The sequence below is a fragment of the Aeromonas sp. MTB genome (genome assembly GCF_056632455.1).
Genome location: NZ_CP147026.1, coordinates 4,044,263 through 4,058,598, shown reverse-complemented (window position 1 = coordinate 4,058,598; position 14,336 = coordinate 4,044,263). Strand labels below are relative to the sequence as shown.

General features: G+C 60.7%; 14 protein-coding genes. 7 read left to right on the top strand and 7 right to left on the bottom strand.

Annotated features, from left to right (window positions below; genetic code table 11):
- Nucleotides 1-64: 64 nt before the first annotated feature.
- Entirely contained in the window at nucleotides 65-1,033 is a 969-nt protein-coding gene (locus WBR25_RS18540) for a CYTH domain-containing protein (RefSeq protein WP_479748897.1), read from the bottom strand.
- A 169-nt stretch (nucleotides 1,034-1,202) separates the two neighbouring features.
- Here WBR25_RS18540 and WBR25_RS18535 point away from each other — a divergent pair, with 169 nt between their 5' ends.
- From WBR25_RS18535 to WBR25_RS18525, 3 genes are all read left to right on the top strand, one after another.
- Nucleotides 1,203-1,883: a TIGR00153 family protein gene (locus WBR25_RS18535; RefSeq protein WP_005340244.1), complete on the top strand. Its 681-nt coding sequence runs from the start codon at nucleotides 1,203-1,205 to the stop codon at nucleotides 1,881-1,883.
- 25 nt (nucleotides 1,884-1,908) lie between these two features.
- On the top strand, nucleotides 1,909-3,174 hold the full coding sequence (locus WBR25_RS18530; protein ID WP_005343043.1) for an inorganic phosphate transporter: 1,266 nt from the start codon (nucleotides 1,909-1,911) through the stop codon (nucleotides 3,172-3,174).
- A gap of 110 nt (nucleotides 3,175-3,284) precedes the next feature.
- Nucleotides 3,285-4,504 (top strand): IS3 family transposase gene (locus WBR25_RS18525; protein ID WP_479748895.1). Its coding sequence is split into 2 segments (ribosomal slippage): nucleotides 3,285-3,633 and nucleotides 3,633-4,504, totalling 1,221 coding nucleotides; the frame shifts between segments, so codons are not numbered across the junction.
- Nucleotides 4,505-4,593: 89 nt separating this feature from the next.
- Here WBR25_RS18525 and WBR25_RS18520 read toward each other — a convergent pair.
- Nucleotides 4,594-7,050, bottom strand: a complete 2,457-nt coding sequence (locus tag WBR25_RS18520) for a bifunctional aspartate kinase/homoserine dehydrogenase II (RefSeq protein ID WP_479748893.1) — start codon at nucleotides 7,048-7,050, stop codon at nucleotides 4,594-4,596.
- On the bottom strand, nucleotides 7,050-8,222 hold the full coding sequence (gene metB, locus WBR25_RS18515) for a cystathionine gamma-synthase (protein WP_479748891.1): 1,173 nt from the start codon (nucleotides 8,220-8,222) through the stop codon (nucleotides 7,050-7,052). Before metB ends, WBR25_RS18520 begins: the two co-directional genes overlap by 1 nt.
- Nucleotides 8,223-8,427: 205 nt before the next feature.
- Between metB and metJ the strand changes: the two genes are divergently transcribed.
- The 3 genes from metJ to WBR25_RS18500 all read left to right on the top strand — a co-directional run bounded on the left by metJ (nucleotide 8,428) and on the right by WBR25_RS18500 (nucleotide 9,938).
- Nucleotides 8,428-8,751: a met regulon transcriptional regulator MetJ gene (gene metJ / locus WBR25_RS18510; protein ID WP_005340251.1), complete on the top strand. Its 324-nt coding sequence runs from the start codon at nucleotides 8,428-8,430 to the stop codon at nucleotides 8,749-8,751.
- A 41-nt stretch (nucleotides 8,752-8,792) separates the two neighbouring features.
- Nucleotides 8,793-9,515 carry an AraC family transcriptional regulator gene (locus tag WBR25_RS18505; RefSeq protein WP_111901035.1) on the top strand — a complete coding sequence of 241 codons (723 nt, stop codon included), beginning with the start codon at nucleotides 8,793-8,795 and terminating at the stop codon, nucleotides 9,513-9,515.
- Between the two features lie 84 nt (nucleotides 9,516-9,599).
- Entirely contained in the window at nucleotides 9,600-9,938 is a 339-nt protein-coding gene (locus tag WBR25_RS18500; RefSeq protein WP_479748888.1) for a tRNA-binding protein, read from the top strand.
- Nucleotides 9,939-10,008: 70 nt separating this feature from the next.
- Here WBR25_RS18500 and WBR25_RS18495 read toward each other — a convergent pair whose 3' ends face one another.
- From WBR25_RS18495 to nudE, 3 genes are all read right to left on the bottom strand, one after another.
- Entirely contained in the window at nucleotides 10,009-11,280 is a 1,272-nt protein-coding gene (locus WBR25_RS18495) for an aromatic amino acid transport family protein (protein WP_479748886.1), read from the bottom strand.
- A gap of 437 nt (nucleotides 11,281-11,717) precedes the next feature.
- On the bottom strand, nucleotides 11,718-12,530 hold the full coding sequence (gene cysQ, locus WBR25_RS18490; RefSeq protein ID WP_479748884.1) for a 3'(2'),5'-bisphosphate nucleotidase CysQ: 813 nt from the start codon (nucleotides 12,528-12,530) through the stop codon (nucleotides 11,718-11,720).
- 37 nt (nucleotides 12,531-12,567) lie between these two features.
- Nucleotides 12,568-13,176: an ADP compounds hydrolase NudE gene (gene nudE / locus WBR25_RS18485; protein ID WP_198303860.1), complete on the bottom strand. Its 609-nt coding sequence runs from the start codon at nucleotides 13,174-13,176 to the stop codon at nucleotides 12,568-12,570.
- A gap of 144 nt (nucleotides 13,177-13,320) precedes the next feature.
- On the opposite strand from nudE, the gene yrfG reads away from it, so the two are divergent.
- Entirely contained in the window at nucleotides 13,321-14,001 is a 681-nt protein-coding gene (gene yrfG, locus WBR25_RS18480; protein WP_479748882.1) for a GMP/IMP nucleotidase, read from the top strand.
- Between the two features lie 85 nt (nucleotides 14,002-14,086).
- Here yrfG and WBR25_RS18475 read toward each other — a convergent pair whose 3' ends face one another.
- The gene (locus tag WBR25_RS18475) at nucleotides 14,087-14,299 is read right to left on the bottom strand and encodes a hypothetical protein (RefSeq protein ID WP_068977307.1); all 213 of its coding nucleotides are present in this window, start codon (nucleotides 14,297-14,299) and stop codon (nucleotides 14,087-14,089) included.
- Between the last annotated feature and the right edge of the window lie 37 nt (nucleotides 14,300-14,336).

The window sequence follows — 14,336 nt, the reverse complement described above, 5'->3', positions numbered from 1 at the left end:
CAAGGCTCACCCATTTTGTTTTCGGCTTTTGTTTCTGGCCTTTGTATTTACGACATCGCCCTACTCAGGTTGCGTGATGCAGCCAGGCGGCGGTGGCCAGCTGCAACTCGACATACGCCGGATAGAGGAAGAGATCGGCCAGCTCGGCAGGCCACTCGTCATGCTCGTCCGACTGGGCTTGCAGATGGGCTTGCAGGTTGGTCAGGGCGGGTAGCCAGAGCACTGGTTGTGGCAGCGCGGCCGCACTGCGGGCGACCAGATCGATCCCCTGGTACAGGGCCGCGAGTGCCTGCTGTTGAATGCCTTCATCCTGCGGATGCTCCAGCCAGAGCTGCTCGTGATGCTGCCAGTGGCGCAGCCCTTCGCTTACCCCCGTTATGCCATCCATACCTTCATGTTCGACCAGCGCCTGCAGGGCCAGCGGTTTGCCAAGACCAGCCAGTCGATAGCCGCGCTGGGCCTTGGATTGGGCGCCGAGGCGCAGCCCGCCGATCCTGGCGAGGTGCCGGGCCAGCGCAAACAGCGCCGCGGTGTCGCCTGATTTGAGCTCCAGCTCCAGCTCGTTGATGGTGGCACTGCCCTGACTGCCGACTATCTCGCCCTGATCCCAGGCCAGTTCAATCTCGGTCCCCTCGAAGGCGATCAGCCAGTGGCGGCGCAGGAAGTCGGTGCGAAACTGGGCGACCAGCTGCTGCTGAATGTGGTCACGCTCGGTCAGAGTCGGCCAAATCTCATCGGGAAAGGCCGAGAGGGTCGGCAGATCGCCGCTGACAGGGGCGTTGTACTCGGGTCTGGCATGCAGGCCGCCCACCACCTGGCCGCGGCATTTGATGGTCTGCTCGGCGAAGGCGTCGCAGCGGCGAATGCGCAGCCCCATGTCCAGACGACGCAGGGCAAGGGTCGGCGTATCGAAATAGACGTTGCCGAGCTGCTGTTGTGACGATTCTTTAATCTCAAGAGAATTCAGCAGGTTGGATAACTCTGGTTGAATGTCGCGGGCGACAAAAAACTTTATCTCGATCTCAGTTTGCATAGTCATTCCGGGCTGGCAGGCAACTTTGGGGGGCAGGATTCGGGTCGCGGGGATATAATGCCCGCGAGACGACTAGATTAATTCGCGGTTTAATTGAGGGCGCAGTTCGGTTACCATGCGCGCCTCATAAAATCGTATCGAGTGTTTTTTCACCGACACAGGTTTGGCCATGCCAGTAAATACTATTTTGGGGCTTTTTGCCAAGTCCCCCATCAAGCCGCTGCAGAAGCATATCGTCAAGGTTCACCAGTGCTCCCAGCAGTTGGTTCCCTTCTTTGACGCCGTTGCCGAAGACCGTTGGGAAGATGCCGAGAAGATCCGGCAGCAGATCGCCCAACTGGAAAAAGAGGCAGATACCCTCAAGCGTGAAATCCGTCTGAAACTGCCTCGCGGCCTGTTCCTGCCGGTTGCACGTACCGACCTGCTGGAGCTGTTGACCCAGCAAGACAAGATTGCCAACCGTGCCAAGGATATCTCCGGCCGCATGCTTGGTCGTCGCATGGAGTTCCCCGCCGAAATGCGGACGGATTTCATGGCTTACCTCAAACGTTGTATTGATGCGACCGCTCAGGCCGAGAAAGCGATCGGGGAGCTCGACGAGCTGCTCGAGACCGGCTTCAAAGGACGGGAAGTGGAAATGGTTGCCGAGATGATCCACCAGCTGGATCTGATCGAGGACGATACAGACACCATGCAGATCGGACTGCGTCAACAGCTGCAAGCGGTTGAGCACAATTACAATCCGATCGATGTGATGTTCCTTTACAAGATCCTCGAATGGGTAGGTGACCTGGCAGATCAGGCCGAGCGCGTAGGCGCCCGTCTGGAACTGATGCTGGCTCGTTCGTAATCGACTGACTGGGTAAACACTATTAATGGACATTATCGCGAATTACGGCACCACTCTGGTGCTCGTGGCGGCCTTGTTCGGCTTTTTGATGGCTTGGGGCATTGGCGCGAATGACGTGGCCAACGCCATGGGAACATCGGTCGGCACCAAATCCCTGACCATCCGTCAGGCGATCATCATTGCCATGATCTTCGAATTTGCCGGTGCCTATCTGGCCGGTGGCGAAGTGACGGCCACCATCCGTAACGGCATCATCGACAGCAATGCGTTTGTCGATAGCCCGGATCTGCTGGTGCTCGGCATGATCGCCTCCCTGCTGGCGGCAGGCGCCTGGTTGATCCTCGCCTCCTACTTCGGCTGGCCTGTCTCGACCACTCACTCCATCATCGGCGCCATCGTCGGTTTCGCTGTGGTGAGCATTGGCCCGGAAGCGGTGCAGTGGAGCAAGTTTGGCGGCATCGTCGGCTCCTGGGTCATCACCCCGGCCATCTCCGGTGTCATCGCCTACTTCATGTTCATCAGCGTGCAGAAGCTTATCTTCAACACCGATGATCCCCTGAACAACGCCAAGCGCTATGTGCCGTTCTACATGTTCCTGACTGCGCTGGTGATCTGTCTGGTGACCATCAAGAAGGGGCTGACCCACGTCGGTCTGCACCTGAGCGATGGCGAGGGCATTCTGCTCTCCATCGCCATCTCCATCGCAGTGGCGTTTGCCGGCTGGATCTACATTCGCGGCCAGAAGTACAACCCGCAGGATGACAGCAAGATGCACTTCGCCAACGTGGAGAAGGTGTTCGGCATCCTGATGGTGATCACCGCCTGTGCCATGGCCTTTGCCCACGGTTCCAACGACGTGGCCAACGCCATTGGCCCGCTCTCTGCGGTGGCCTCTATCGTGGCTTCCGGTGGCGAGATTTCCAGTCAGGCAGCCATTGCCTGGTGGATCCTGCCGCTCGGCGGTATCGGTATCGTGATCGGTCTGGCGACCATGGGCGAGAAGGTGATGGCGACGGTCGGTACCGGCATCACTCACCTGACCCCGAGCCGTGGTTTTGCTGCCCAGCTGGCCACTGCCGCGACCGTGGTGATTGCCTCCGGTACCGGTCTTCCCATCTCTACCACCCAGACCCTGGTCGGTGCTGTGATGGGTGTCGGTCTGGCGCGCGGTATTGCGGCGCTGAATCTGGGGGTACTGCGCAACATCGTGGTTTCCTGGATCATCACCCTGCCTGCCGGTGCCATTCTGGCTATCGCGATCTTCTACGTGCTGCAGGCCTGCTTCTCCTAATCGAAGCGGCATTCAGCAAAAAGCCCGAGTCATCGACTCGGGCTTTTTTTATTGTGCTGTCCCGTCCTGAATATGGTTTACACCTTTCCCCCCAATAAATGGAGAACCCGATGGGACAAGGTGTGAAACGGACACAGCGCGATTACTCGCTGACTTTTAAACTGGCGCTGGTCGAGCAGATTGAAAAAGGCGAGCTCACCTACAAACAGGCTCAGGTGCGTTATGGCATTCAGGGCCGCTCCACCGTTCTGGTATGGTTGCGTAAACATGGTCGGCAAGATTGGAGCCAGGGGGCTTCTGTTCGTGCCGGCAGGAGCATCACCATGCCTGACCCCGACAACCAGACACCCGAACAGCGTATCAAGGAACTCGAGCAGCAGCTGGCGCTGATGAGCCAGAAGGCCCAGTTCTTTGAGGCCGTCGTCGATGTACTCAAGAATGACTACGGCGTCTCCATCGTAAAAAAGCGACCCGGCAAGTCCTCTCGCAGCGGCAAGTCGAGAGGCTGACCATTGTCAGGGCTTGCCTGTTTCTGGGGATAAGCCGGCAGGCTTACTACAAGCGCAATCGGGTCGCCGACGAACGCCATGCACAAAGGCTACAGGTGGTGCGCTTCGTGCGTCAGGTTCGACTGCGACAACCTCGGGTGGGCACGCGCAAGCTGCATTATCTGCTGCAGGGTCAGGATGATGGCGGGCTCAAGGTCGGGGGGGACAGGCTGTTTCAGATATTGGCCGAGCACCGCCTGCTGGTGCAGCCCAGGCGGGCGTATCACAAGACCACCCACAGTTTTCACCGTTTCTACCGTCATCCCAACTTGCTCAAGGCGGGGCCAGAGCAGGTCACACCGGTGGCCCCGGAGCAGGTCTGGGTCGCAGATATCACCTATCTGCCAGCCAGGAGCGGGCCGCTGTACCTGAGCCTGGTGACGGATGCGTATTCACGCAAGATAGTAGGCCACCACGTACACGAAGGAATGCACGCGGAGTCGGTAGCGATGGCGTTCAAGAAAGCACTGAAGCAACGGCGTGGCAGCGGTGAACTCATCCACCACTCGGACCGCGGCGTGCAGTATTGCTCGGGACTGTATCAGTCATTACATGAACGGTACGGGGTGAAATGCTCGATGACGGATGGGTATGACTGTTACCAGAATGCGTTGGCGGAGCGGGTGAACGGGGTTTTGAAAGGAGAGTTATTGTTGCAAAGCCCGCAGGATTTGACGCAAGCGCGGGAAATGGTGCGTGAAGCGGTGGATATTTACAACGAGGAGCGGCCGCATCATGCGTTGAAATACAGAACCCCCGATGCGGTACATAGGGGGTTCTGAGTAGAGAAATGCTAGTTGAAAATGTGTAAACCTATTTCAGGACTAGACATGCGAGGGAGCGGAGGTGCTGCCCCCTTTGCATATCAGCCTTAGAGGCTGGCGCAGATCTGCCACAGATCGTACTGGATAGCGGTGGCGGTCACTTCCCGACCCGCCCCCGGCCCCTGGATCACCAACGGGTTGGTGCGGTAGCTGTCGCTCTCGATGGCGAAGATGTTGTCGCACGGCAAGAGGTTCGCAAACGGGTGGTGGGGCTCCAGCGCCTCCAGTCCGACCCGCGCCTTGCCGTCATGCTCAAAGCGGGCGACGTAGCGCAGCACCTTGCCGAGGCGCTTGGCCCCTTCGAAGGCGGTCTGGATCGGGCCATCCAGCTCTTTCAGTCTGTCCATGAACTGATCGGCGGTCACCTTGCGCAGCGTGACGGGCACCAGATTCTCCAGCTCGATATCGGCGGAGTCGAGCTCGAAGCCCGCTTCCCGCGCCAGAATAAGCAGCTTGCGCCGCACATCCTGACCGGAGAGATCCTCGCGGGGATCCGGTTCGGTCAGGCCGTGCTGCCACGCCTCGTCCACCAGCTCGGAGAAGGGGCGGGTGCCGTCATACTGCTGGAACAGCCAGGAGAGGGTGCCGGAGAAGATGCCGGAGACCCCCTGAATGCGGTCGCCGCTCTGGCGCAGCATCTGGATGCTGGACTGGATCGGCAGCCCGGCTCCCACGGTGGCGTTGTAGCGCCACTGCACCTGATGGTCGCGACAGGTTTGCTTGATGCGCTGGTAGAACTCGCTGTCGGCGGCACCGGCAAACTTGTTGGCGGCGATGATATGAATGCCGAGCTGGGCAAAATCCGGATAGTAGCGGCTCACCGTTTCGCTGGCGGTCATGTCCAGCGCAACCAGCGCATCGAAGCCGTGCTGTTCAAGCTGGGAGAGCAACTCCGGCCAGATCAGCGGCTTGGGATTGAAGTTGTCCTGTACCTTGAGGGGGTTGAGTCCCTCTTCATCCAGCAGGCCCCCTTCCGAGCTGAACACCCCGTAGAGGGTGAGCGCCAGATTGAGCTCATGTTCGAGCCGTGCCTTTTCACGGGCGTAGAGGCTGAGCCAGTGGCCGCCGATATTGCCCTTGCCGAACACCACCAGTCCGACCCGGGTCGGGCGGCTGAAGAGGGCGCTGTGCAGGGCGATGAGCAGCGGCTCCAGCACTACCTGACGCAGCACGGCCACCAGACTCAGGCCATCTCGGGCCACCTGGACGAACTCCAGCGGTTGATCTGCCAGCAGCTGATAGAAGCGATGACACTGTTCTGCGTTGTCGGTGACACCGGCGCCGACCAGCGCTACCAGACTGTACCCCTCTTTCTGAATGAGGCCGGTGAAGCTCCCTTGCAGCTGGAAGTCGCGCAGCAGCTCGAAGGCTCCCTGTGCTACCTCGAGGGTGTAGGCGAGGCGCAGGATCCGGCGATCCGGCTGGCGCTGCAGGGTGAGCGGGTTGAGGCGGTGACGGGCCAGATGGGCCTCGATGGTGGCCACCGTCTGCTCATAGTTGGTCTGCGGCAGCACCTTCAGCTCGATGAGGGCGATCTGATCCACCGAGGAGACGATGCGGGCGCCACCGGAGCGGGGGGCGCGGCGCAGGATATGGGTGCAGCCCTCGTCCGGGTTGTAGCTGCAGCGCAAAGTGAGGCGCTGGCGGCTGTCGGCCACCGGTTGCAGGGTGCGCGAGTGCAATACCGAAGAACCAAGGCGGGCCAGCTCGTTCGCTTCCGCGAGGCTCAGGCGTTCCAGCAGACGCGCTTCTTTCACCCGGCGCGGGTCGGCGCTATAGACCCCGGCCACATCGCTCCAGATGGTGGTGGATTCGCCGTCCGCCAGCAGCGCCAACAAGCTGGCGCTGTAGTCGGATCCGTTGCGACCGAGCAGCAGGGATCGCCCCTCCATGTCGGCGGCGATAAAGCCGGTTACCACGATGCGACCGGCATGTTCGGCCAGCCGCGCCTTGAGCAGCTCGCTGGAGAGGGCGGTATCCACCTTGACCAGAGCGCCATCCTCGGCGCGCAGGAAACTGCGGGCATCGAGCCAGATAGCCTTGTCGCTGCGGCTGGTGAGCAGGGCCGCCAGCAGGCGCGCCGACCACACTTCGCCAAAAGCGAGCAGGCCGTTGCGGGCGAAGCGATCAAACTGCCCTTCAAGCGTTTTGGCGATCAGTTGCATGTCGTCGGCCAGCTGCTTGCTCAGATCGAGCTGCAGTTCACCCTCCAGCAAGCCGTCGATTAGGCTCTGCTGATAGGCCTGCAGGGCAGAGATGGCTTCACCGGCGGCTTCGTCCCCCGCTTCGGCCAGCTCCACCAGCTGGATCAGCCGGTTGGTGGTCTTGCCGGCGGCGGAGACCACGATCAGTTCATCCCCGCCCACCTGTTGTTCAACGATACTGGCGACCCGGCGATAACAGACCGGATCCGCCAGACTGCTGCCACCAAATTTGTGGACGTGACGTCGCTTCAATCCTGCTTCTGCTGCCACCGCGATCTCTCCTTGTTGCTGCTGTTCCATTACTTCGCTACCTGTTCTGCCTGCTGCGCCTGTTCAAAAGCCTGAGCCAGATCGGCCACCAGGTCTTCACCGTGTTCAATACCGACCGACAACCGCAGCAGTTGGGCGCTGATGCCTGCTGCCTGCTGCGCCGCCGGGGTCATGGCCCTGTGGGTCATGCTGGCCGGATGGGCCACCAGACTCTCTACCCCGCCGAGGGACTCGGCCACCGAGAAGAGGGTGAGGGCCGCGAGGAAGGCGCGAATGCCTGTCTCGCTGCAATCGAGTTCAAAACTTAGCATGGCGCCGAAGCCGGACTGTTGACGGCGCGCAATATCGTGGCCCGGATGGCTCGGCAGGCTGGGGTGATAGATGCGTTTCACCAGTGGCTGCTGTTGCAGGAAGGCGAGGATGCGATCGGTGTTCTCCTGATGGGTGCGCAATCTGGGGGCCAGAGTGCGCAGGCCGCGCAGGGTGAGGTAGGAGTCGAACGCCCCGGAGGTGAGCCCCAGACAGTTGGCCCACCACACCAGCGACTCGGCCAGTGTGGCCTCTTTGGCAATCGCCACTCCGCCCACCACGTCCGAGTGACCGTTGATGTACTTGGTGGTGGAGTGCACCACCACGTCGGCACCAAGTGCAAGCGGCTGTTGCAGCAGGGGGGAGAGGAAGGTGTTGTCCACCACCACCTGTGCACCCACCTCGTGGGCGGCGCTGGCAATGGCGCGGATATCCACCACCCGCAGCAGCGGGTTGGAGGGGGTCTCGACCCATACCAGCGCAGGCTTCTGCGCCAGCGCGGCGGCCAGAGCGGCCTCATCCCCCTGATCGACAAACTGCACCCGGTAGTGGCCCTTGGCCGCCAGATACTCGAACAGGCGCCAGGTGCCGCCGTAACAGTCGTGGGGGGCGAGCAGCAGATCCCCCGCCTTGAGCAGGGCAGTGGTGACCAGATGGACGGCCCCCATGCCGGTGCCGGTGACCACGGCGCCAGCGCCCCCTTCCAGCGCCGCCAGCGCGTCCGCCAGATTGGTGCGGGTCGGATTGCCGGAGCGGGCATAATCGTATTGACGGGGCTCGCCAAAGTCGGCAAAGGTGTAGTTGCTGGAGAGGTAGATGGGGGGCACCACGGCACCGTGCTGTGTGTCTGTCTCAATCCCGGTGCGAACCGCCAGGGTGGCCTTGTGGGTCATATCACTCTCCTTGATGTCTCTTTACACGCCGGCATCTTGCTGCCACGCGCCATCCCGCCATTGCGGGCTCATGGACAACCACACTACGCCAGCTTAAAAAAGCCGTCAACACTTCTAGACGTCTAAATGGCTTTGCTGTTGGATTGCCATTAATTTCCTTAAGGGTTAAAATCCGCGCTCACGGCTAAATGAGAACAGGTGAGTCATGGGAACAGAGTGGAACGGCGACTACGTCAGCCCCTACGCGGAACACGGTAAGAAGAGCGAACAGGTCAAGAAGATTACCGTCTCGATCCCGCTCAAGGTGTTGAAAGTGTTGACCGATGAGCGCACCCGCCGTCAGGTGAACAACCTGCGTCATGCGACCAACAGCGAGCTGCTCTGTGAAGCCTTCCTGCACGCTTTCACCGGCCAGCCGCTCCCTTGCGACGAAGACTTGCGCAAGGATCAACCGGACAGTGTCCCGGCCGAAGCGCGCGCCATCATGGAGGCGCTGGGCAAAGAGATCGAAGATTTCGACAAGGAATAACCCCCAATGACGCGGCCCTGGCCGCGTCATTGCTATCAGCCATGTCCCGCTTCAGCCTGCGCCACTATCACCACCATGTCTGCAGTCATAGCCACGACTTTGCCCAACTGGTGATCCCCCTCGACGGCCCCCTCGAGATCGAGGTGCAGGGCCGGGGGCACAGGCTTGTCCCCGGTTCTGCTTGCGTCATCGCTCCCGGCGAGCGGCACGACTACGCCGCCGATCCCGCGCTTTCGTTTCTGGTGCAGGAGAGCGACTGGCTGCCCGGGGATCTGGCAGTCCGCCCCTTTATCGAGCTGGATGAGCCTCAGCGCCACTACCTCGCGTTTCTGCACCGCATGGTGGCCGAGGGGCGGCAGGTGGCGGGCATGGAGCAGGTGTGGCTCTCCCTGCTGGCGGAAGGGCAGGGGATGCAGAGCGCAGCCATTCCACGCCTTGCCGCCCGCATCCTCAAGGTGCAACGCCATATCGAGGCCAACCTCGCTGCCCCGCTGACCAATCAGCAACTCGCCGTCATCGCCTGTCTTGGCCAGAGCCAGTTCAAGCTCGCCTTTCGCCAGCAGCTGGGGATGAGCGTCTCCCACTACATTCGCAGTCGACGCATGGCGCTGGCGCGTACCCTGCTTGCCGGTACGCAACTGCCTGTTGGCGAGATTGCCAGCCGCTGCGGCTACCAGAATCAGGGGGCGTTCAGCGAGCGCTTCCTGGCCGAGAGCGGGCTCACTCCGTCCCTCTGGCGCCAGCAAAACGGCCACCTGCCATAACGAAACGGCTGATCGCCGAAGACGGGATGCTCTCTTTGGGCCATGCTGCGGGTCATGCAAGGTGCACGATAAACAGGAGCCGAAATGGAGACGATTAGCTGGCAGGATTTCGAGGTGGTGGAGCTGAGGGTGGGCACCCTGGTGCGGGTCGAGCCGTTTCCCGAAGCACGTAAACCGGCCTACAAGGTGTGGGCGGATTTTGGCCCTGAACTGGGGATTCGCAAGAGCAGCGCCCAGATCACCGCACTCTACCAGCCAGAGCAGCTGGTGGGCCGCCAGATCATCGCCGTAGTCAACTTCCCGACCAAACAGATAGGGCCGTTTCAGTCGGAGTTTCTACTGACCGGTTTCTATCGGCCGGATGGCGCCGTAGTGATGGCTATCCCCGAGCGGGAGGTGGAGAACGGCGCCAGGCTGGGCTGAGTTCACACCCGAACAGAGAGAAGAGAGGCGACCCAAGGTCGCCTCTCTTTTTGTTATCTGCTGCGAGTCGTTACTTCAACAGGCTGAAGATCAGCGCCGATACCGCCAGCGAACCGGTCAGCAGGATAAAGCCGTTGGTCCAGCCGTGACGGAAGCGGGCCAGCGCCTCCACCTTGTAGATTGCAATCACCGGCATGATGAACAGGATCATGGCGATGACCGGGCCGGAGAGGGTCTCCATCAGCCCCAGAATGCCCGGGTTGATGACGGCGGCCCCCCAGATAGAGAAGAACATCAGGGCGATACCGACTTTGTCCGCCTTGGCCAGCGGCAGGCCGGTAGGCTTGGCGATCAGGCTTTTCAGGCTTTCACGGGCACCGAGGAAGTGGCCAAGGAAGGAGGAGCTGATGGCGATAAAGGCGATGAGCGGTCCCAGAGTTACGATCACCGGGTTATCGGTGATGTTGGCGAGATAGGAGAGCACAGAGACGTTCTGGGCCTTGGCTTCAGCCAGCTGGGCTGGCGAGAGGCTCAGCACGCAGGAGAAGACGAAGAAGAGCACGAAGCCCACCAGCATTACTGTGGTGTTGCGCAGGATCAGGCCGCTCTTGGCTTCTGCCTGCTCGCCATATTCACGGCGCTGCACGTTGGCAAAACCGGAGATGGCTGCGGCGTGGCTGAAGGCGAACACGGTGACCGGCAGCGCCAGCCAGACGGTGTTGAGGAAGCTGACCCCTTCAAACGCCGTCACTTCCGGCCATTGCCACTGAGGGATCAGGTAGCAGGAGAGCGCCGCCAGAATGGCCGCCAGTGGATAGACCATAAAGGCGAAGGCGCGCAGCATCGCTTTCTCACCCGCCAGCATCACGGCGATCATGGCGAATACCAGCACGCCGGAGAGCATCACCCGATCCGGGGTCGCCATGCCGAGCTGGTTGACCATAAAGCTCTCCATTGTGTTGGTCAGTCCGACCCCGTAGATGAGCAGGATCGGGAAGATGGAGAGGAAGTAGAGCGCCGAGATAAGGCGGCCAGCCATCTTGCCGAAATGCTCCTCCGCCACTTCGGTGAAGTCGGCGTGGAGGCGTGACGAGGAAAGCACGAAGCGCGCCAGCCCGCGGTGGGCGAGGAAGGTCATGGGGCCTGCCAGTACCGCGACGATGACGAGAGGCCAGATGCCGCCCAGACCCAGATTGATGGGCAGGAACAGGATACCGGCGCCAACGGCGGTGCCAAACAGGCTGATAACCCAGTGGGTGTCGTGACGGCGCCAGCGGGTGATGCTGGCAGTGGTGGAGCAGGAACCGGATAGCTCCTTGGTAGCCTCTACAGATAAACTCATTACTAATTCACTTTTTGTTAGTGTTTTAATCTGAGTTCATTGTGGTTTATCGGGATTTAATTCTCAAAAAGCGAGACTGAAACATATCACTGCCATTGCGGGGTTTAGCCAGCGAGATTGGGAATGGAATCTGGTTCACCGAATGAAACAAAACTGATATTGGTGATTTTTGTGAAATATAAAACCAAAATTTTATCTGCGATCGTTTTTTTATTTTGGCTAATCAGGTGTTTTCAGAATTACGTGAAAAATCGCACCATTTCTCGCCGACCGATTGTGATGTTTCACTATCATTTCGCTTCTTTGCCAGCGTATCACGCTGTTCAAAAGCGCCTTTGGTAGCGGATCACACCGGCCATCACTCGGGGATACTTTCCTGAAAAAGCAGGCGGCCATCGGGCCGCCTGCATGTCTGGAGTGATGATATTGCTACTCGTCTAGTGGGCCAGAATGTTGCCCCAGGCGAGATCCGGATCTCCCATCACGATAAAGTCCGGGTTCTCCAGCGACTCGGTTTCGTTGTAACTGAGCGGCTGCAACGCCAGGCTGAGGATGCGGCCACCGGCTGCTTCGACGATGCACTGGGCGGCGGCGGTGTCCCACTCGCCGGTGGGGCCGAGCCTTACGTAGCAATCAGCCGCCCCTTCCGCCACCAGACAGGATTTGAGGGAGCTGGAACCAAGCGGGATCAGCTCGTAGTTGATGGCCGGGTTGAGGCGGCGGGTGAGGTTCTCCAGCTTCTGGCGGCGGCTGATAGCCACCACCAGCGAGTCAGGCTGGTCATGCTCGTGATGCATGGCGCTGATGGGCAGTACCTCGCCATTCACCTCCTTGAAGGCGCCGTAGCCGCGCACCGCCCAGTAGAGCACGTTGGACTCGGGGGCGTAGATGACCCCGAGCACCGGCACATTGTCCCGCACCAGGGCGATCAGGGTGGCGAAGTCGCCGCTGCCCGCGATAAATTCGCCGGTGCCGTCGAGGGGGTCCACCAGCCAGTACTGCCGCCAGTTGGATCGCTGGCTGAAGGGGATGTCGGCCGCCTCTTCGGTCAGCACGGGAACGTGGGGAGTGAGCGCCGAGAGCGCCTGTTTGAGGTAGGCATCGGCAGCAAGATCGGCACTGGTGACCGGGGTCGCATCCTCCTTCAGCTGACGCTCGAACTGACCGCCGTGATAGATGTCGTGAAGGATCCTTCCGGCTTCGCGGGCAATCTCCTTGACCCCCGGCACCCAGGCCAACAACTCCAGCATCTCGTTATCCTCTGTCTGTTAACTGCCCGTCTGCGGGCTATTCTGCCTGCTCCGCCAGCCACTTTTGGGCCAAGAGCAGGGCACTGATGCTGCGCGACTCGGTGAAGTCGGGTCGCGCCAGCAATTCGTCGATCCGGTTCAGCGGCCAGGGGATCACCTCCAGCGGTTCGGGTTCGTCGCCGATCCGCTGCTCGGGGAAGAGGTCCCGCGCCAGCAGGATATCCATCCGGCTGGAGAAGTAACCGGGCGCCAGCGACACCTGCTTGAGCAAGGTCAGGCTGTTGGCGCCAAAGCCCGCCTCCTCCATCAGCTCCCGGTTGCCCGCCTCGAAGGCATCTTCGCCCGGGTCGATCAGCCCCTTGGGAAAGCCCAGCTCGTAGGAGTGGGTGCCGGCGGCATATTCGCGCACCAGCAGCAGGGTGTGGGCATCGAACAGCGGCACCACCATGACGGCGCCACGATTGCCGCCGCGCATCCGCTCGTAGACCCGCTCCTCGCCGTTGGAGAATTTGAGGTGGAGGGACTCCACTCTGAACAGCCGGCTCTCGGCCACTATCTCTGCCTTGAGGATCTCCGGCTTGCTCTTGGGGTGATCCAGTTGGTCGGCTGAGATGTGCTCGGGTTTGCTCTTGTGGGGGTCGCTCATCGGACGCTGGCTGCTCGTTAAAAAATCGTGCTTCAAGAGTAAACGACTCCCACACCGAACACCACGGGGCAGGGAGGGGAAAGGGAGAGGAAAAATCCGTTATACTGCCGCCCCGTTTTCCGAGATCCGCGATCAAGAGGCCCGATGCCACACTCCCGCTCCACCACCTTGCCCTGGCACCAGATTGATACCGTCTTGCTCGATATGGATGGCACCCTGATCGATCTGCATTTTGACAACCACCTCTGGCAGCAGCTGGTGCCGGAGCGTTACGCCGAGCGGCTCGGTCTGCCGCTGGATGAAGCCAAAGCGCAGATCGATGTCCACTATCACGCCGTCAACGGCACCCTCAACTGGTACTGCGTGGATTACTGGAGCGAGACCCTGGGACTCGATATTCGCGCCCTCAAGCAGGAGCTGCTGGCGAAGATCCAGTGGCGTCCCCACGCCATCCACTTTCTGGCCGCGCTGCGCGCCGCGGGCAAGCAGCTGGTGCTTTTCACCAATGCCCACCCCGCCAGTCTGTCGGTGAAGGATGCGCAGCTGGGGCTGAGCGACCATCTGGATCTGATGGTGAGTACCCACGAGCTGGGCTGGTCGAAGGAGAGCCAGTACTGCTGGCAGGCACTGGCCGAGCGGCTGGCGTTCGATCCGGCCCGCACCCTGTTTGTGGATGACAGCGAGCGGATCCTGCGGGCTGCCGCCGACTATGGTATCGGCTATCAGCTGGCGATCCAGAATCCGGATAGCTGCAAGCCGGAGCAGAGCATCACCGCTTTTCCGGCGATCCGCGACTATGCCGAGTTGCTGCCGCTGGCAATCTGAATCAGTTCAAACAAGAGAGGGCTGCATCGTGCAGCCCTCTTTCTTTGATTTGAATTTTGGTTATCTGACGCCTGATGGCGAAAAATCACAGCTCCCGAAACGGGCGCCGTTTCTCTTCCTCGATGACGATCGCCTCCAGATTGGCTACCCGTTCTTGCAGCTCCCGAATGACCAGATCCTGCTTGCCGAGGCGGTCGGTGATGCGGGCATCCCCCATCTGGTAGCGAGCCCGCTTGCCGAGGTATCCGAACAATAGGCTGATAAATACGATCAGGACTATACCTGTCCACATGGTCATGTCACGACTCCTTGTCGTCTATAGACGGCGAAAACGC